The sequence below is a fragment of the Paenibacillus sp. 2TAB26 genome, assembly GCF_052115145.1.
Taxonomy (GTDB): Bacteria; Bacillota; Bacilli; order Paenibacillales; family Paenibacillaceae; genus Pristimantibacillus.
Genome location: NZ_JBFRGC010000014.1, coordinates 78,584 through 96,548, shown reverse-complemented (window position 1 = coordinate 96,548; position 17,965 = coordinate 78,584). Strand labels below are relative to the sequence as shown.

At 43.3% G+C, this 17,965-nt stretch carries 14 protein-coding genes and 1 pseudogene; 5 read left to right on the top strand and 10 right to left on the bottom strand.

Annotated elements, in window-relative coordinates; translation table 11 throughout:
• Window positions 1–5: 5 nt before the first annotated feature.
• The 3 genes from AB4Z50_RS17440 to AB4Z50_RS17430 all read right to left on the bottom strand — a co-directional run bounded on the left by AB4Z50_RS17440 (window position 6) and on the right by AB4Z50_RS17430 (window position 2,607).
• Entirely contained in the window at window positions 6–821 is an 816-nt protein-coding gene (locus AB4Z50_RS17440; RefSeq protein WP_076270511.1) for an ABC transporter permease, read from the bottom strand.
• The gene (locus AB4Z50_RS17435; protein WP_441880880.1) at window positions 818–1,849 is read right to left on the bottom strand and encodes an ATP-binding cassette domain-containing protein; all 1,032 of its coding nucleotides are present in this window, start codon (window positions 1,847–1,849) and stop codon (window positions 818–820) included. Before AB4Z50_RS17435 ends, AB4Z50_RS17440 begins: the two co-directional genes overlap by 4 nt.
• A gap of 347 nt (window positions 1,850–2,196) precedes the next feature.
• Window positions 2,197–2,607, bottom strand: coding sequence for an Lrp/AsnC family transcriptional regulator (locus AB4Z50_RS17430; RefSeq protein WP_441880879.1), 411 nt, complete (start codon window positions 2,605–2,607; stop codon window positions 2,197–2,199).
• Window positions 2,608–2,724: 117 nt separating this feature from the next.
• On the opposite strand from AB4Z50_RS17430, the gene AB4Z50_RS17425 reads away from it, so the two are divergent.
• Window positions 2,725–3,483 carry an MBL fold metallo-hydrolase gene (locus AB4Z50_RS17425; protein ID WP_441880878.1) on the top strand — a complete coding sequence of 253 codons (759 nt, stop codon included), beginning with the start codon at window positions 2,725–2,727 and terminating at the stop codon, window positions 3,481–3,483.
• A gap of 116 nt (window positions 3,484–3,599) precedes the next feature.
• Here AB4Z50_RS17425 and AB4Z50_RS17420 read toward each other — a convergent pair whose 3' ends face one another.
• A complete protein-coding gene (locus tag AB4Z50_RS17420) occupies window positions 3,600–4,259 on the bottom strand; it encodes a helix-turn-helix transcriptional regulator (protein ID WP_441880877.1) in 660 nt (219 codons plus the stop codon).
• A 169-nt stretch (window positions 4,260–4,428) separates the two neighbouring features.
• On the opposite strand from AB4Z50_RS17420, the gene AB4Z50_RS17415 reads away from it, so the two are divergent.
• Window positions 4,429–5,796 carry an MFS transporter gene (locus AB4Z50_RS17415; protein WP_441880876.1) on the top strand — a complete coding sequence of 456 codons (1,368 nt, stop codon included), beginning with the start codon at window positions 4,429–4,431 and terminating at the stop codon, window positions 5,794–5,796.
• Between the two features lie 124 nt (window positions 5,797–5,920).
• Here AB4Z50_RS17415 and AB4Z50_RS17410 read toward each other — a convergent pair whose 3' ends face one another.
• Window positions 5,921–7,036, bottom strand: a complete 1,116-nt coding sequence (locus AB4Z50_RS17410; protein ID WP_441880875.1) for an NADH:flavin oxidoreductase — start codon at window positions 7,034–7,036, stop codon at window positions 5,921–5,923.
• Between the two features lie 198 nt (window positions 7,037–7,234).
• Here AB4Z50_RS17410 and AB4Z50_RS17405 point away from each other — a divergent pair, with 198 nt between their 5' ends.
• On the top strand, window positions 7,235–7,765 hold the full coding sequence (locus AB4Z50_RS17405; RefSeq protein ID WP_441880874.1) for a hypothetical protein: 531 nt from the start codon (window positions 7,235–7,237) through the stop codon (window positions 7,763–7,765).
• 69 nt (window positions 7,766–7,834) lie between these two features.
• Here AB4Z50_RS17405 and AB4Z50_RS17400 read toward each other — a convergent pair whose 3' ends face one another.
• Together AB4Z50_RS17400 and AB4Z50_RS17395 are read right to left on the bottom strand one after the other, a co-directional pair.
• On the bottom strand, window positions 7,835–8,704 hold the full coding sequence (locus tag AB4Z50_RS17400) for an RNA polymerase sigma-70 factor (RefSeq protein ID WP_441880873.1): 870 nt from the start codon (window positions 8,702–8,704) through the stop codon (window positions 7,835–7,837).
• Window positions 8,701–10,017 carry a phytoene desaturase family protein gene (locus AB4Z50_RS17395; protein WP_441880872.1) on the bottom strand — a complete coding sequence of 439 codons (1,317 nt, stop codon included), beginning with the start codon at window positions 10,015–10,017 and terminating at the stop codon, window positions 8,701–8,703. Before AB4Z50_RS17395 ends, AB4Z50_RS17400 begins: the two co-directional genes overlap by 4 nt.
• Before the next feature lie 346 nt (window positions 10,018–10,363).
• On the opposite strand from AB4Z50_RS17395, the pseudogene AB4Z50_RS17390 reads away from it, so the two are divergent.
• Window positions 10,364–11,016 (top strand): annotated as a pseudogene (locus tag AB4Z50_RS17390) (transcriptional regulator).
• 1,612 nt (window positions 11,017–12,628) lie between these two features.
• Complete coding sequence (locus AB4Z50_RS17385) at window positions 12,629–13,810, top strand: MFS transporter (protein WP_441880958.1); 1,182 nt, start codon at window positions 12,629–12,631, stop codon at window positions 13,808–13,810.
• A gap of 92 nt (window positions 13,811–13,902) precedes the next feature.
• On the opposite strand, the gene AB4Z50_RS17380 is transcribed toward AB4Z50_RS17385, so the two are convergent.
• From AB4Z50_RS17380 to AB4Z50_RS17370, 3 genes are all read right to left on the bottom strand, one after another.
• Entirely contained in the window at window positions 13,903–15,555 is a 1,653-nt protein-coding gene (locus AB4Z50_RS17380; RefSeq protein WP_441880871.1) for an MGH1-like glycoside hydrolase domain-containing protein, read from the bottom strand.
• Between the two features lie 109 nt (window positions 15,556–15,664).
• Window positions 15,665–16,993: an ABC transporter substrate-binding protein gene (locus AB4Z50_RS17375; RefSeq protein WP_441880870.1), complete on the bottom strand. Its 1,329-nt coding sequence runs from the start codon at window positions 16,991–16,993 to the stop codon at window positions 15,665–15,667.
• Window positions 16,994–17,127: 134 nt separating this feature from the next.
• Window positions 17,128–17,964: a carbohydrate ABC transporter permease gene (locus tag AB4Z50_RS17370; protein ID WP_076270500.1), complete on the bottom strand. Its 837-nt coding sequence runs from the start codon at window positions 17,962–17,964 to the stop codon at window positions 17,128–17,130.
• Window position 17,965: the final 1 nt, after the last annotated feature.

The window sequence follows — 17,965 nt, the reverse complement described above, 5'->3', positions numbered from 1 at the left end:
GTTCATTATGTCCGGCGCATATAGGCGCGAACCGTAATCGGTGCAAAGATGGCTACGATCACAATTGCTCCGATCAGAGAGATAGCCAAATCCCAGCCTACCGTTCCAGAGTTGGTCAAATCACGGACGGCACTGACAAGATGGGAGACCGGATTGATGTTGACAAACCATTGAAGCCATTTCGGCATGGTATCAACCGGCACAAAGGCATTGGAAAGAAACGTCAGCGGAAACAGCACAATCATCGATATCCCTTGTACGCTTGAGGCAGTACGGGCGATGACGCCGAAGAAAGCGAAGATCCAGCTGATTGACCAAGAACAGAAGATCACAAGTAGTGCAGCGATGGCCACATGATCAAGGCCTCCATCAGGACGATAGCCCATAATGTATCCCATAGTTAAAGTGAGTACAGTAGCAATAGTGTACCTAATGGTGTCTGCAAGCAAAGCTCCAGCTAACGGAGCAATTCGTGAGATTGGCAATGACTTGAACCGATCAAATACACCTTTATCCATGTCCTCACGCAATTGAACGCCAGTAACAACTGAGGTCGTAATTACAGTCTGCACGAGAATGCCGGGAATGATGACGGGCAAATAACTGATTACGTCACCTGAGATGGCACCGCCAAAAATATAGGTAAACATTAAAGTAAAGATGATTGGCTGAAGTGTAACATCAAACAATTGCTCAGGTGTACGCCGAATTTTAAGCAGGCCGCGATAAGCCATCGTTAATGAATTACGAATGGTTTGACCAAAGCTCGTGTGGTTTTTCAGCTCACGATCAAATCCTGATTGAATGGAAGTGCTTTTCATACTTTTACCGCCTCCGCTTTATTGGATACATCGGACGCTTGTGCAGTGTCCTCTTTAACACCATGACCTGTGATTGTGAGGAACACCTCATCAAGGGTCGGTTTTTGTACGCTCATTTCTGCCAAATGAATCCCTCTCTCACGCAGTGCGATAAGCAGATCTGTGACCAAATCGGCATCCGCCATAGGGGCCGTAATCATTCCAGCTTCATATAACACAATGGATTGTGTTTTCAGCACATGTTCAACCGTTTGACGAGCTGCTTCGATGTCCAGCGGGTTTACTACTCTCAATTGCAATGAGGATGTACCTACTGAAGCTTTCAGTTCATCCACCGTGCCCTCTGCCACTACCCGACCGCGATCGATAACTGCGATTCTATCAGCCAATTGATCCGCCTCATCGAGGTACTGTGTCGTTAACAGCACGGTCGACCCCGTCTTCACCAACCGGCGAATCGTATCCCACATTTGAGCACGCGTACGCGGGTCGAGCCCTGTAGTCGGCTCATCCAAGAAGATAAGCGGCGGTTGTGCAATAAGACTCGCCGCCAAATCCAAGCGGCGGCGCATGCCGCCGGAAAAATTTTTCAACGGCCGCTTCGCCGCTTCCGTCAAACCAAACTCCTCAAGCAAATCATCTGCTTTACGCTTCGCTTCTGAACGCCCGAGCCCTAGCAGCCTAGAGAAGATAACCAGGTTTTCTGTAGCGCTTAGAGATTCATCAACCGATGCGTACTGGCCGGTTACCCCAATTAATTGACGAACAATCTGCGATTCCTTTACTACATCGTGCCCGAAGATGCGCGCCGAGCCTGCGTCTGGACGAAGCAAGGTTGCAAGCATACTAATCGTTGTGGTTTTGCCTGCTCCATTCGGACCAAGCACACCGTAAATTGAACCCGCGCGTACATTCATATTCACGCCATCCACAGCCCGATTTTCACCAAAAGTTTTTACGAGTCCGTTCGCTTCGACAGCCCAGTCACCGTGGTTTGGCTCTATTTTCTTCTTATTTACATGAACCATTGTAATTCCTCCTATACAACTGTTGATAACGTGATGGTAACGTACCTTTGTAAACTGAATTTAAACAAAAAATGATCCGCAGTTTAAATCTTACGTTTTATCGAGCGCATAAATTCTATCCCTGACCTTAAATTCACAGAAATGAAACATCCCACTTAAAAGCTGATCACCAAAAAAAGCCCCTATTTCTCTGCCGATTGCAGAAAATAAGGACTTTCTAACTGACCGCCATTTGAATTAGGGTCTGTTTTAGAGCAATGTCATAAACTTAAGGCTATGATACGATCAGAGTATTTCATAGCTTTTCATCTTATAATTCTAAACGCAAAAAAAGCAGCTCAATCCTTTCACTTACTAATTACAATAGACAACTTATAATTAACATGATTATTTAATTCGGTTAAAAATAGATCCAGCTCATGGTTGGATGGAAATCTGCACTCCAAAAGATAACAACCATCTCCACTGATTTTGAAGTTGTTCAAGATGTACTGCTGTTGTTTCTCAATATAGGCCAAATAGGGCTTATGTTCCGTGCCCTTTGTATAAATATTTATAAAGGAGTGGATTGCATATCCTGCTTTGTGCTGATTTAGATTAATCGTGTATCCTTCTATAACACCTTGTTCTTCTAATTTATTCACTCTGGACGCTGTTGCCTGCCCCGTCAGATGAACCTTCTCGCCTAATTGCTTCATCGTGATACGACCATTCATTAACAGCTCATCAACTATTTTTTTGTCCGTAGAATCCAACAAAATAACAACCTCTTTCATAAATCAAGTTATATGTTTAAACACTTGATTTTAGTTATGTACAGCAGCTTTCCTTAAATATTATGCTATACATGTAGAGTATTTAAGGAGGAGAACAACATGAAAATTAGACAAATACGAAACGCAACAATGATTATAAATTATGCAAATAAAACCTTTTTGATTGATCCATTTTTGGCGAAAAAGGGGGCTTATCCTCCGTTTCCAAATACGTTGAATCAGGATACATTTAACCCAACAGTAGATCTCCCCATTTCAATCGAAGAGATCATAGATGCAGATGTCGTTGTTGTCACTCATTTACATCCTGATCATTTTGACGCCGCGGCGATCGAAGCATTGCCGAAAACTATTCCTATTATTGCACAGTCTGTAGATGATGTCGCAGTCATTCGAAAAGCAGGTTTTCAAAATGTACAATCGATAGATCGTATTTCGTATATAGAAGGCATTAGCTTAACTAGAACAAACGGAAAACATGGCATTGGCGAAATTGGAAAGATGATGGGCGAGGTTTCTGGCGTTGTCTTTAACCATCCGGATGAAAAAACACTTTATCTTGCAGGAGATACGATATGGTGCAACGATGTTGAAGACAGCATCAGACTGCATCATCCTGAAGTCATCATTGTAAATGGAGGTGCTGCACAATTTCTTCAAGGCGATCCGATCATTATGACAAAAGAAGACATTTATCAAACCTATATGGCAGCTCCGCAATCGACCATTATCGTTTCACATATGGAAGCACTCAATCACTGCTTATTAACTCGAAGAGAATTACAAGCATTCCTTGATGAAAAGGAACTTTCAAAACATATTTTAGTACCCATTGATGGTGAATCCATCACTTTTTAAATGAAAAATCATTTTCCTCTGGCGTAATAAGGCTGTCGAGAAACTCTCGGCAGCCTTCAATAGGTCTAATTTATTTAAAATGCTACTAATAATACAGGATTCAAAGTACTTTACAGCTAACTATTTGGTTCCATAACCTTATAAACACAGTTTCTTCCGCCTGACAAAATATGCTCTACGCGTTCAATCTGAACTTCACTGCCTAGCACGGATTGAAAGAGGCTTAACTCATTTTTACATAACCCGGCACAAGCAGCAGCAGCTTCACAGATTGGACAATGCTTCTCTATAAACAACAGGCTTCCATCGCCTAGATCCTTGATCTCAGCCATATAACCTTCTTTTGTGCGAATATCAGCCAGTTTCTCCAGTTTTCCAATTAGATGAGATTCCCCGCCAAGTTGGAAAAGGTATTGCTCCAGCATATTTTTATTTCGTACTGTCAGCAGCTTATCCAGCCCCTCGATTCCGAAAGCCTCTCGCATAGATTGAAGCAGACTAACTGACAATTCCGAATACCCGCTTGGAAAAAAACGATCAGCTTCAGGCGTTAATCTCCACAGCTTGGCCGGTCGTCCCATCGGACGAGCTTCTTCTTCATACGTAACTAATCCTTCTTCTTTCAGCGCATTTAAATGCTGGCGAATAGCCATTCCAGATAATAGAAACTCTGAGGCTAATGCCATAACATCCATACCACCCTGCTGCTTCAGCAGATTAATGATTCCTCTTCGCGTCTTCGTTGAGGAATCTTTGTTCGTTTGACTTCCGCTCATTATAGGGACCTCCTTTTGAGGCAACTGACTCTATATCACTCTCTACATTTTAAATAAAAATGTTGACAAAGTCAAAGCTGAACTGTAGCCTGAACTTTATAAAGAAATATGTTTACTAAGTATCCGGATATGGCGTATACATAAAAAATTTTGTTGGAGGTTAAAGGCAATGCCGAATCATCAAAGCATTTTTAGTCCGCGTTATTTTGCACTATCGATAGGAATTATTTTGTCAGTAATGGCAGTAGGATTTGAGGGCTTAGCCGTAACCACGATCGCTCCTTCCATCGCCGGTGATTTGAATGGCATTCATCTCTTTGGCTGGATATTCAGCACTTATCTGCTTGCTCAGATTGTTGGCACCCTGGTTGTCGGTCGTATTATTGATAAAAAAGGGCCAGCAGTACCGTTTACGATTGCACTTGTTTTGTTTATTGCGGGTCTGATTGCTGCGGCTGCTGCCAGCGATATGTACGTTATGATTGCGGCGCGAGCGCTGCAAGGCCTTGGTGCTGGTGCGATGATGACTTGCGTATACACCGCTATCTCCTTAAGCTATCCCGATGAATTACGTTCCAAAATACTCGGTGCATTCGGTACAGCCTACGTCCTTCCGTCTATGCTCGGTCCTTTCGTTGCCGGTTTGATTGCAGAACAGTGGTCTTGGCGTTTTGTATTCTGGGGCATATTGCCGATTATCGTTCTGTCAGCCATTCTTAGCTTGCCGGCTTTTAGAAAATTGAAGGTACAAGGTACAAGGGAGGGTAATGGTGCCGCCGCTACGTGGATGGCTTTATTTTTAACGATAGGTACAGGTATTTTCCTCATTGGACTTGGCATGCTGCCCAAAATTACAGGAGCTGTACTAAGCATTGCCGGCTTAGCCGTCATGTCATATCCACTGCGCAAGCTGCTGCCTACGGGCACTCTACTATTCCGAAGAGGAATGCCAGCTATACTAGCAACACGTGGACTTTTCTTCGCCGCATATGTCAGTACACAAAATTTTCTTGTGTTAGCTCTAATCGATATCAAAGGCATTAATCCCGCTCATGCCGGATTAATTGTTGCCAGCGCGGCGCTTAGCTGGTGTCTCTTTGCTTATTTGCAAGGGCGCTGGGATACAGCAGACCAAGGCCGTGGGCGTAATAGAAGAATTATTTTAGGCGTGCTGCTGCTCACAATAGGTTTTGCTTTAGTCGTTTGGATTCCAAACGTAACGGTTGCCTTGGCCGTAATGGGGCAAATCATTGCAGGAATTGGAATGGGATTATCCCATCCAACGAGTGGTGCGGTTGCATTTGCCCATACTAGTGAAGACGGAGCTGGCGAGACGTCCGCTAATTTGCAATTTGCAGATTCTTTCACACCGGGTGTGGTGATCGGTATAGGCGGTGCTATCCTTGTCGTTAGTCAGGCTGCCGGAATGACGATGCAAACGGGATTGATTGTAACGATGGGATTTAATCTTTTGTTAATACTAATGAGTTTATTTGCGAGTATTCGTATTTCTTCTAAGAAACCAATGGCCGGCTAAAACACGATGGGGTGATCTGGAGGAGGAGAGATTATCTCAAGCGAATGAATGAGTGACTCTGTCAGTTAGTTCATAAAGAAGAAGAGAAGCCTAATTGCAGGCTCCTCTTCTATCGTGTACAACATTAATATAAAGTTTTTGTAGCGCCTGCGTCATAGCTCAGCAGCTCATCTGTTCGATTGTCGCGTATTTTGGCTGCCCATTCTGGATCAGCAAGCAGTGCACGGCCTATGGCTACCAGATCAAACTCTTCCTTTTCTAGTCTTTCAATTAAGCTGTTCAGAATGGCCGGCTTCGCAGCGTCCCCGCTGCTGCTTCTAAATTCATTATCCAGCCCAACTGAGCCTACAGTTATCGTTGGTTTTCCTGTCAGCTTCTTCGTCCATCCTGCCAGATTTAGATGCGAATCCTCGAACTCAGGCTCCCAATATCGCCGCGTTGAGCAATGGAAGACATCCACTCCCGCATCAACAAGCGGCGTCAAAAATTGCAAAAGCTGCTGAGGCGTTTCCGCCAATTTGGCATCATAATGACCTGCCTTCCATTGTGAGAATCGGAATACGATTGGAAAATCTTCTCCGACTGCACGACGGCATGCTTCAACAATCTCAACAGCGAAACGTGTCCTCGCTGCAAGGTCACCACCATAGCGATCAGTCCGTTTATTTGTTTGGCCCCAGAAGAACTGATCGATCAAATAACCATGCGCACCATGAAGCTCAATACCATCAAAGCCGATTCGTGCTGCATCTGCCGCTGACTGTGCGTAAGCTGCGATAACATCCCCAATCTCTTTCTCCGTTAGTGGCTCTGTTATTTTCTCACCTGATAGATTAAGTCCCGAAGGACCAATTGGCAATGCTTCCTTATTGGGGAGGTCGCCAATTTTTCGCGTTAACCCAACATGCCATAGCTGCGGAATAATTTTACCGCCGGCTTCATGCACTTCTTTTACCACATTGGACCAGCCGCTCAGCACAGCCTCCCCATGAAAGTGAGGCCAATTCGGACTTGCAGCAGCAGCCTTATGATCGATTACGGTTCCTTCAGTAACGATAAGACCAACGCCATTCTCCACCCGCCGACGATAATAAGCCGCAACATCAGCCCCTGGAACTCCATTTGGGGAGTATCCTCTTGTCATTGGCGCCATCACAATACGATTGGCAACCTGCAAATTTTTGGAGACAAAGGGCTTAAATAAAGCTTCAACCGATGTTTCATTTGTGGTATTAGACATGTACATTCCTCCTATATATTTGATTTGAGTTTAATTAGGTTTGTGTACTATAGATACTATCATGAATTACCGTGTATTCCCAGCACTTTACTTATTTTCAATGCTGTAAAACCGAAAACCTTTTAATCTAAAAAAATGCTCTGATGGTATAATGGAAAAGGAATCCAAATAAAACAGTTATCCAATAGGAGGGTTTGTATGGATTATCTTCGAGATTACACCATGTATGCAGCAATATTTGGCATGTTTAGTTTCAGTTGGTTTGGCTGGGCACAAGAAAATCCTAGAGCGAGTTGGCGCAAATACATTGGCATAGCTTCTGGCATTACACTTCTAATATGCTTGGCAGGCGTCTACCTAAGTATAACGAACTGGGACGCACCCTCCGCTTTGTCTAATCAATCATCTTTCCGTAACTATTTGATTTTGGTATACACTGAGATCATTTTGGCAGGTGCGGGTGCTTTTGTATTCATAAAAACAAAACGCAGCAAATACGTATCCCCTTGGATTGCCTTTATTGTTGGTATTCATTTTATTAGTTTGAAACATGTTTTCAATGATCCCAGCTTATATGTACTTGCTGCGTTGTTGGTTGCCGTTGCCATTAGTACGTTAATCATATCTCCAAAGCTTAAGGTAGCCCATAGCGCAATTGCAGGTATTGGTGCTGGTACCGTTTTATTCTGCTTCGCCCTCTTAGGCTTGATTCGATATTTCTTGGTCTAATACAAGCCAAAACAACCATAACTGCATCTCTGCTGTTATGGTTGTTTTATTTATTTATTTATTTATTTTCTATCTATTAAAATGGCGCAGCTTCTCTGGATTCATGACAATATAAATGTCCGAAATGACGTTGTCTTTTATATGGAAGGTAATAACCGAAAAAGTAAGCTCGCCAGACTTAATCACAATGCCGCTATTTCCATTTAGTTCAACAACATCACAAGTGAAATCTGATGGAACTTCCGGCCTAATCGCCGTAAAATAACGGATAATAAGATTTTGCCCAACAATCGGACGCAGAGCCGCATTTGTTTTGCCGCCTCCATCCGTATACAATACTGTTTCCGTGGAAAGAATCGCCAGCATGCGATTGATATTGCCAGAAATGATCGCGTTTACGAATTCCTCCATCATAGGACTAGCAATCTCCTGCGGAGTCAATTCACTGCTGGAAGAAGAGCCTATGCTTTTTTTTGCCCTATAAAAAATTTGCCTACAGTTTCCGCTGCTCTTATCGAGAATAGCGGCAATATCTTGAAATGGGTAATGAAACAACTCCCTTAATAGAAAAACAACACGTTCTACGGCGGTCAGCTGCTGCAATAACAGCAAGTATGCGGTAGACAACATTTCCTTCGAAATGTATAGTTGGAGCGGATCGTTTGAGTTAACACCACTCGTAACGAGAGGCTCTGGCAGCCACGGTCCCACATACAATTCCCGCTGCCTGCTTGTCGATTTCAACTTATTCAGGCATTTATTCGTAACTACTTTGCACATATAAGCTTTAATAAACTGGATATGATCAGACTGATCTTCATGCAAAGAGATAAACGCGTCCTGAACAATATCTTCCGCATCCGCGACACTGCCCATCATTTGATAAGCGAGCGAAAATAATAACGGCTTCAATTCAACATATAGCTGTTCCGTATTCACATGTCACTCCCATTCATACCTTTATGTTGTTTAATTACAGCTTGTGCGGCTCTTCTAGCCCCAGCAAGCACAGCATCAACCAAAGTTTCTCCAACATGACCGGTCCAATCTCCTGCAACATAAAGACCTGGGATTTCCGGAACATCCGGCCCTGGATAAATGCCATTCTTATCAATAGAAGCAAAATCATGAGCAACCGTTATATTCGGTAAAAACTGACGGGCAGCTTCCACTTCACGCCATCCCGGCTGCATAAGATCTAGCGCTTGCTCCAAGTGCTGTTCATCCTCTTTGGGATAGCTCGGATTTTCTCCAAGCTGCTTAATCATATGAATGACGACAGAATCCCCATCGTCGTTATGGCTCGCAACGGATGTTGGGTTGTTATAAAAAATAGGAGCATCCAACCAGAAGCCAGCGATGAAGGATGCTCTTGGATTCGGTAGACGATGCAATACAAGATCCAAACAAGCCGCTTTTATCGTATGCGCTTGCTCCTTCCAATTAGAAAGCAGGTTCTGATTAGCGTCTTTTACAAGCTTGCATGCATCTCCTAGACCAGCGGCCACGATGACAGACGAAATCACCAATGACTCTCCATCCGCAAAACTGACTCGCAAACCCTCTTTGTCTGGTACAATTCCAACTACTGAACGACCAGTCACAATCGTAACCGAGGCTTGCTCTGCTTTTTGCTTCAGCGCATCTACAAGATTTGCCCACCCCTTTTCAATATAAAATGCCTTTCCGCCAAACGTTCGCTGCAATTGTTTCACAGCGATTGAGGCTATTAGCAGCTCTGGGTGCGGTACAAAGGTGTTCGTCCGACAAATCGAATAAATAACATGCCTAATCATCGGATCTTGAACTTCCTTTTCAGCCCATTCTCGGAATGTTACCCTTTCGAGTTTCGTTGTATCGATTTTAGCTAATTTCATCATAAACCGTGCTAGCTCTATTTTCCCAGTAATCGTGAACAATTTAGATGTCATCAATTGAATGGGTCCAGTTGGCAAAGGAAACACTTGATTGTTCCATATTGCGGCCACTGATGGTGGTGGGTTGGCTCCATTTAGCTTAACATCAAGCTCTTTTAGCACTTCCTCGCCTACCCCATCCTGATAGAAAGCATGAACACCCAGGTTGAGATAAGCTCCTTTCTTTTTCACCGTTAATGCCCTTCCGCCCAATCGATTGGACTTTTCGACTAGCAGCACGCGTAATCCTGCTTTAGCCAAATAAATAGAAGCTGTCAGACCAGACAAACCGCCGCCAATAATGACAGCGTCATAGGCTGTTTTTCGCTCATTCATGATGATCACCTCATGTTTTTGCTTATATGACAAATAACAAAGGTGTTTTGTTACAGAAAAGTATTCATTTTCTGCCCTGATCAGTGCTTAAATCATAATACTACGATCCTCCCACTTTTCTTTCGTTAATTTAACTTCGGTTAGTTGAGGGAGAGATAAGTTGTCGGTTGAACTCACTCAGGCCAAAAAAGATTATTGAAATCATTTTCATTATCGTTATACTATCAATATAACGTCGGTCGTGAAGCACACGCCGCTTTGGCACATTCTGCACCTTTATGGGTGAACATGTGTTGAAGCGGCTTTTTCGTTTTTACCACCAATGATTGAGAGGATGAAATGTGCGATGTCAAGATTTGAACAAGCTTATGAGGAATGGATGCATTTAGCCATTGCGCAAGAACAAAATCATAGAAGACGGGAATTACTCGAGAAAGGACTTGGCCATGGTACTCTTGAATTTTTACGTTCCGTTTGGTTTCCTGCTGTAAAAAATTTCAACCATCTTTATCCTGAATGGGAAGTTCGTGATTTCAACAATGGATTTCGTTATCTGGATCTAGCTTATATGCCCAGCGGTGATGTTAAGGGAGGGATTGAAATACAAGGTTATGGACCTCACGCAAGAGACTTAGATGTTAGACGGTTTAAGGACTTATGTTGGCGGCATTGTTTATTAGCGCTTGATGATTGGGTTTTTTTACCGATTGCCTATTTGTCCATTATCGATGAACCGAAGCGCTGCGAGCAGCTCGTTTTTCTTTTATTGGGAAGTTTATCGCTATGGATGCCCCTTGTGATTTGACTTGGCTAGAGGCAGAAACATTCCGGTATGCAAGGCGACTATTTCGTCCATTTTCACCATCGGAACTCGGATCCCATCTAGCAATAACCGACCAGCATGCACGGCGAATTCTTCACAAGCTAGTCGATCTCCAGCTATTAACTGTAGTCAGCGGCAATCAACGTTATCGAACATACGGATTACGAACCCAGTAACTCTTATCCTCGGCTATTGACTATGGTCAGCAGTAATCAACGATATCAGACACATGGTTAACGAACACAGTAACTCTTATCCTCGGTTATTGACTGTGGTCAGCGGCAATCAACGATATCAGACAAATGGCTAACGAACCCAGTAACTCTTATCCTCTGATATTGACTATGGTCAGCAGTAATCAACGATATCAGACAAATGGCTAACGAACCCAGTAACTCTTATTTGCCCAAAATGTAACGACTAATTATTCTTACGAACTCCACTATCGTTATTACGAGTAAAACTGCTCATATTCCACTTAATATAACGCAATAACACCAATAGGGTTCGTTAAAATAATAAAAACGTAGTTTTCTTCAAAATAAGCGCACTACGGTTCGTTAGAAAAGTCTCACTGATACAATTCGTTTACTCTTCAATCTTATATAGAGGGGGTGAAGCTAGGTGTTCACCCCTTTACAAAAAAGGTTACATCGTTTACTCGACATCTAATTACAGAGGGAATGGTATTCAACCTATGAATTACAGCTCAATATGCGATGTGAATCCTCCATAATCTAGTCAATTTCTGTTACATACTGTACTCTGCCATAATCAACGTTAGTAGATAAACTACTTAAGAACTCAGTAACTCGTATCTCCAACTTCTTACTGTACTCATACTCAGCAGCAATCAACGTCATCAGATAGCTACTTAAGAACTCAGTAACTCGTATCTTTAACTTCTCACTGTACTCAAACTCAGCAGCAATCAACGTCATTAGATAATTACTTAATAACTCTGTAACTCGTATACCCAACTTCTTACTGTACTCATACTCAGCAGCAATCAACATCATAAGATAAGCTACTTAAGAACTCTGTAACTCGTATCTCCAACTTCTTACTGTACTCAAACGCAATAAACGTCATTAATTAAGCTACTTAAGAACTCAGTAACTCGTATCTCCAACTTCTTACTGTAATCAGCAGCAATGAACATCGTTAGATAGGCTACTTAAGAACTCAATAACTCGTATCTTTAACTTCTTACTGTACTCAGCCGAAATCAACTTTAGGGGACATCCAGCTAACGAATCCAGTAACGCTTATTTGCTTATAATGTAGCAACTTATTGTTCTTACGAACCTCACAATCGTTATTTCGAGTAAAACAGCTCATTTTGCGCTGAATATGGGTCGATAACACCAATGGTGTTCGTTAAAATAAAAAAACCTTAGTTTTCTCCAATATAAGCACACTACGGTTCGTTAAATAAAATAAACACGGATACAATTCGTCTACTCTATAATCTCTCCTATGTGTAAATCGTAGCAGACTGTGTTTGGTCACATTTAATAGTGACCGACCGACGAAAAACGACTTGTATGTTGACACTTTTCTTATTCTACCAGTCAAAAATGTTACTTAAAATGAGTCTGCATTCGTTCGACTAATCGTAAAACGCTGCAGAGTTTTCATTTGCCTTCGTTCTCCATAAGAACGCAGCCAAGCTAATTCGTTCAGAGTCTGTATATAACCACTGTTTTCTTCTAGACAACAAGAGAAAAGTGAGCTACACTTTGTTAGAATTTGGCAAGATCATGAGGAGAATGGAGCAGGTTGAAGATGCGTATTGCCGCAGATATGAAACGTTTTTTGCAGGTAGATGGTGCAGGTAGGATGCTTTTCACCTTATTTTGTTATGGCATCGGCATGGGCATTCTTGCACCGATGAATGCTATTTATTTAAGTGAGAGCATCGGGCTTTCAAAGAATGAAGTCGTATCGATCTTCGTTGTGTCGCTGCTGCTCAATATGGGAACTACGATTACAGTTGGACTGTTAAGTGATAAGCTGCGCAGCAGAAAGAGACTGGTCATTGCCGCTGCTTTGTTATGTCTCGTCGGTTTGTTCATTTATATGAACGCAGAAGGTTATGTCCAGGCGCTGATCGGCATGTGTGTTGTGAGCGCTCCGTCCGGACTCATTATGGGACAATTGTTCGCTATATCTCGGAATCATTTTGCTAGACTTGCCGGGGATATTGTGGAGATGGCACAAATTTGGCTGCGCGCAGGGTACAGTGTTGGATTTTTTTGCGGTTTGCTGGCAGGAGCGAATTTGTATTTGATTGCTACGTTTCAAGGTGTCTTATGGGGCAATTTTGCAGGTTACGCAATGCTCGTTATCCTGCTGTTGTTCTACCGGGAACACTCTGAAGAAAAAAAACAAGCTAATATAGGGGCGAGCGAGCCTTTTTCCCTCATTATGCTAATTGCTCTGCTGCTGCTTGCATGCGCAGATGCCATTCGCGGATTGTACTTGCCGCTTGTCGTTAAAACGTTGTTCGGCAAGCCGGAATATATGTCTTATATTTGGAGCTCCCAAGCCGTATTCGAGCTGTTGTTCATGACCATCGCAGGTTATTGGGCGGCGAAATACGGCAGCAAAATAATTATTTTAATCGGCGGCTTTGGGGCGCTTATTACTTATACGATTTATGCCTTGCACTCGCCATTGATCGTTTTTTTCCTCATTCAGCCGATTTATTCTTTTTTTGTATCCATATTGTACGGAGTAGCAATGGGGTATGTGCAGCGCATGTTCGCAGGCCGGACCGGATTCGGCGCAAGCTTGTACGTTTTCATTTCACTAACGGCATCATTAATCGGCTATTTGTTACCATTATTCATCGAAGGCTACGATCCATCCATATTCGTCATTCCAATTGCGCTAGTATCTATTTCAATAACGATTATGTCTATTGTGCTGATAAGGGAACGTCGTCTATCACAGCTGCCTCAATAACGAAACACGCCTTGAGCCCATTCGGGTTCAAGGCTTGTTCTTTGTTGCACAATGGAGAGTCTACATAAATCATTCCTTTTTCAACCCCGCAATTAACGGTAAGTTGGATTTACGACGCCAATTGCACGCTCCACGCTAAACTTGCCGTTCTCATAGGTCAAATACTCATTGCCTTTCACATGAAAAGGAATCTCTTGATTATTATAAATAATTGCACCCTGAATCTCACGTACACTCATTCCGATGATCCCCTTTAATTGACCCTCGCGATCGGTAATAACGCGAATGCCGCTTGGAAAACGGATGAAGCTTTCTCCATTTCGATACATCTCCGACCCCGCCTGCATATTTAACAGTTCATAGGTAACACCATCCACGATTCGGCTGTAGCCTGTCTCACCGGTAATCTCTTCTCCATGATCCATATTATAGGGTACAAGTCCCGTAAACCATAGCTCGCCGTCTGGTGTAGGCAAAATTCCGCATAAACGCTCTACATAATCTAACAGGCACAATATCGATGGAGAATACGCCTCAGTAAATCCCTCATCTCCAGTCCACGGGCTAACCGCCTGCGCAAAGCGGGTTGCTTTGGTAAATGAAGCTAAGATCGGGTACATCACCCAAGTGAGTTCAACGTGACGTCCATGATGCTCGAAAGCATGAGGTGCGCGAATCAAGCTAAGGAAGTTCGATGCACCTCCCCAGCTGTTGTAGCTAGAGAACGGATCAAAGCGCGGATCGTCCATAGCCATCGAAGTAAATGGATATTTGGCAAAAAATTTGCTTGTATTCAATAAATAACGTCTGAGCATCGTATCAAAAAAAGCCTGATCTCCTACTTCACATGCCATTACGCGAAGCAGCACATCCGATTGTACTCGCACAAGCTCATCATTTCGGTCTCGATCATAGAAGAAATGATCCTCTTCATCAAAGCAATAACGATACAAGCTCGTTAAGCTCTCTTCGGCTTTCGCTAGCCAGTGCTGCTTGCTAGGAAGCTCAAGCTCCTCTGCAATTCGAGCCAAGTAAAGACGTTGACAATACACATTTGCGGTTAAATCCGGCGCCAAAAAAGGTAATATCGGAGAATCAGGATTCATTTGCGCTGCATCATTAAGATGAGGGGTGTCAGGGACATGCCAGAACCGCGGTGAAAGATCATGCCCTGTATCAAAAGTACTGAATGCCTCTACACAACCTGTTCCACGGGTATTTCGGTACTGAACCAGCCACTCATCGTAGCTTGCCATCGCAGTATACATCGTTTGCAAAAACGGCTTCCCCGCTTGATTCAGCTTATAATGGTTCCATATACTGCGTGCAAGCGGCGTCACCAGCTGAATCTGCCGAAATGCAGGACCATGCTCCGTTACCTTATAAGGCAACAAACCATCCTCACGCTGGTGCACGGCAAACGAGCGGAAAGTTGCATCCGATACGGATGGTATAAAGCGAGAAAGTAGCTCAGCATTAATCGTTCCTGTACTTTCCAGCCAACAGCCGAGATAGATTCCTCCTTCTTGCAAAATCGGCTCTTCGCCGCCCGTAGGAACAATACAATCAAGCAGCTTGCGCACTGCTGCATAATAGACCTGCTCAAGCTTGCCTGAACGTGTTGTTAAACGAATGCCGGATTGCTTCCATTCCTCAAGGCTATTTTTATGAGATGGTTTCTTCAACTCGCCAATCTTCTCATCTATAGACAGCTCTCGAAGCTGCTTCAGCAATGATTCACTCATCCTAATCGCCTCGCTTTTCCGATTTAAATGCTTTCTCGTCTAAATGTAAAACAGACTGCCGCGAGGCAGCCTGTCTATTCATGCATTGCTAATCCCAACTCACAGGAAACTATTGATTGTTTTTGAATATTTTCAGAGTGCCATTATAAAAGTCCTTAACAGCCACTTCTACACTCTTGCGTCCGAAACCAATTTCATACATCGTCGATTCGGCAAGTTTGGAATATTCAGAGAAGCCCGGAGGATTGTAGCTGACCGCAAACGGCTCCTTGTTTGTCGCTTCTGAAACACGGCTCGTGTAGTCATAAACAATTTTCTCTACGCTGTTCGCGCTAGTTTCAAGGAGCTTGCGGTTAGCCGCAACCACTGGTACACCGCGATCATTGCCTAACAATTTCGCAACATCGGGATCATTAATGAAGAAACTCAACAACGTCGCTACCTCGTTTGGATGTTTGGTCTTGGCATAACCCGACAAACCTTGGCTTGACTCGAATACTACACCTGTACCTTTCTCGCCGCGCGGCAGCTGTACCATAATCAGCTCATCTTGCGTAAGTCCTTGCAATGCTGCCAATTGATTGGACGGAATTAAGCTCATCGCTACTTTTCCTGTGACAACTAATGACTTACTTGTATCGCCGGGAGGATTGGATACTTGCAGCTCGGAAGGGACAACACCGCCGGCTTTCATCGTTTCATCCCAATATTGGAACCATTTTAATACGTCAGCCTCTTCGAAGCCCAGCGTCCCTTTATCCATATCATAAAGCTGTTTACCTTTCTGCTTCAGGCCGATATCCATTCCATCAATGGACATGTTGTAAGTACCATAGACACCGCTGCCCAGTTTGTCCGAGATTTCTTTGCTGATTCGTGCAAAGTCTTCCCAATTCCAACCATCCTCAGGAACGGGAAGGCCCGCTTTCTCGAACATCGTCTTATTCACAACGACTCCGCGTGCATTAGCACCAGCAGAAATATGAAGAAGCTTGCCGCCGATCGTGCCGTATTGAATCATCGATTGATCCATATCGCTTAAATTAAGCTCTTTATCCACGTATGGAGAAAGATCAAGAAGCACTTCCTTATTCGCATAATCGACCACATTTCCTCCTAAGAAAAAAATGTCTGGCGCTGTGCCGGAAGCAAGCTGCGTATTAAGCTTATCGAAATAACCAGTGGATGGGGCAAACTCGCCAACAACCTTAATGGATGGGTTTTTCTCTTGGAAAATTTTCAACGCCTCGTTTGTAATATCCGCCCTCTTTTGATCTCCCCACCACATAATGCGCAGTTCTACTTGTTTTGCTTCACTTGACTCATTTCCGTTTTTCTCTTTTTCATTGCTTGATCCTCCACTGCCTGTACCACCTGAGCATGCCGCAGTGAACACCATTAACATTCCTAAAGCCAAAATAAGCAACCGCTGTTTCATTTTGATTTCCCCCAATACCCTATTATGAATTCGCTTTCACTTATGATGCTACCCTGATTTCCGTTTATACGGAATTTCATTCCTTCGGGTATTCATTATCAATTTTTTCGGTTATCGAGCAAGAAAACACATTATCATTTCAAACCGGTAGTTGCGATGCCATCCAAGAAATAGCGTTGAAAAATAAGAAATATCAGCGTTATTGGCACAAGCGACAATGCCGACATGGCAAGCAGCGCGCCCCAATCCGATTGACCAGTAGGATCAAATAAAGAACGAATTCCCAGCTGCACTGTAAACAACTTAATATCACTCAAGTAGATCATCTGGCTGAAAAAATCGTCCCATGACCAAATAAAAGTGAAAATAGCGGCGGATATCAAAGCGGGTACTAAGAGCGGAATGATAATGCGGAAATAAATTTGCCGCGGACTGCAGCCGTCAATCGTCGCACTTTCATCCAGCTCTCTCGGAATTCCGCGGATAAACTGCACCATCATAAGAATAAAAAAGGAATCATGCGCCAGCCATTTTGGCAGCACGAGCGGAAAATACGTATTGATCCATTGCAGCTCATTATAGATGACGTATTGCGGAACAAGCGTCACATGATAGGGAAGCATAATCGTCACCAGCATTAACGAAAACCAAAGCTTCTGAAACTTGAAATTCAACCGCGCGAACGCAAAGGCTGCTAAGGAGCAGGTAATCACATTGCCAAGCACGCTTAGAATCGATATCAGCCATGAGTTTGCAAAAAACTTACTAAATGCTATTCCCTGAAAGCCGCGCCAGCCGTTAATATAATTATCCAAAGTGAATGAGCTTGACCATAATCCCGGCTGTGTAAAGATCAGCTCATTAGGCTTAAAGGAGCTGCTTATTAACCATAGTACAGGGTAAAGCATGGCAATGCCAAAGATGATAATGATCGTATGTTTAGTTAATCCGTTTAACTTCCTCACTTGCATA

Bases quoted from the DNA above. Each gene is read 5' to 3' on its own strand.
- AB4Z50_RS17440 (WP_076270511.1), bottom strand. From the start codon at position 821: ATGAAAAGCACTTCCATTCAATCAGGATTTGATCGTGAGCTGAAAAAC.
- AB4Z50_RS17435 (WP_441880880.1), bottom strand. From the start codon at position 1,849: ATGGTTCATGTAAATAAGAAGAAAATAGAGCCAAACCACGGTGACTGG.
- AB4Z50_RS17425 (WP_441880878.1), top strand. From the start codon at position 2,725: ATGAAAATTAGACAAATACGAAACGCAACAATGATTATAAATTATGCA.
- AB4Z50_RS17420 (WP_441880877.1), bottom strand. From the start codon at position 4,259: ATGAGCGGAAGTCAAACGAACAAAGATTCCTCAACGAAGACGCGAAGA.
- AB4Z50_RS17415 (WP_441880876.1), top strand. From the start codon at position 4,429: ATGCCGAATCATCAAAGCATTTTTAGTCCGCGTTATTTTGCACTATCG.
- AB4Z50_RS17410 (WP_441880875.1), bottom strand. From the start codon at position 7,036: ATGTCTAATACCACAAATGAAACATCGGTTGAAGCTTTATTTAAGCCC.
- AB4Z50_RS17405 (WP_441880874.1), top strand. From the start codon at position 7,235: ATGGATTATCTTCGAGATTACACCATGTATGCAGCAATATTTGGCATG.
- AB4Z50_RS17395 (WP_441880872.1), bottom strand. From the start codon at position 10,017: ATGAATGAGCGAAAAACAGCCTATGACGCTGTCATTATTGGCGGCGGT.
- AB4Z50_RS17385 (WP_441880958.1), top strand. From the start codon at position 12,629: ATGCGTATTGCCGCAGATATGAAACGTTTTTTGCAGGTAGATGGTGCA.
- AB4Z50_RS17380 (WP_441880871.1), bottom strand. From the start codon at position 15,555: ATGAGTGAATCATTGCTGAAGCAGCTTCGAGAGCTGTCTATAGATGAG.
- AB4Z50_RS17375 (WP_441880870.1), bottom strand. From the start codon at position 16,993: ATGAAACAGCGGTTGCTTATTTTGGCTTTAGGAATGTTAATGGTGTTC.
- AB4Z50_RS17370 (WP_076270500.1), bottom strand. From the start codon at position 17,964: ATGCAAGTGAGGAAGTTAAACGGATTAACTAAACATACGATCATTATC.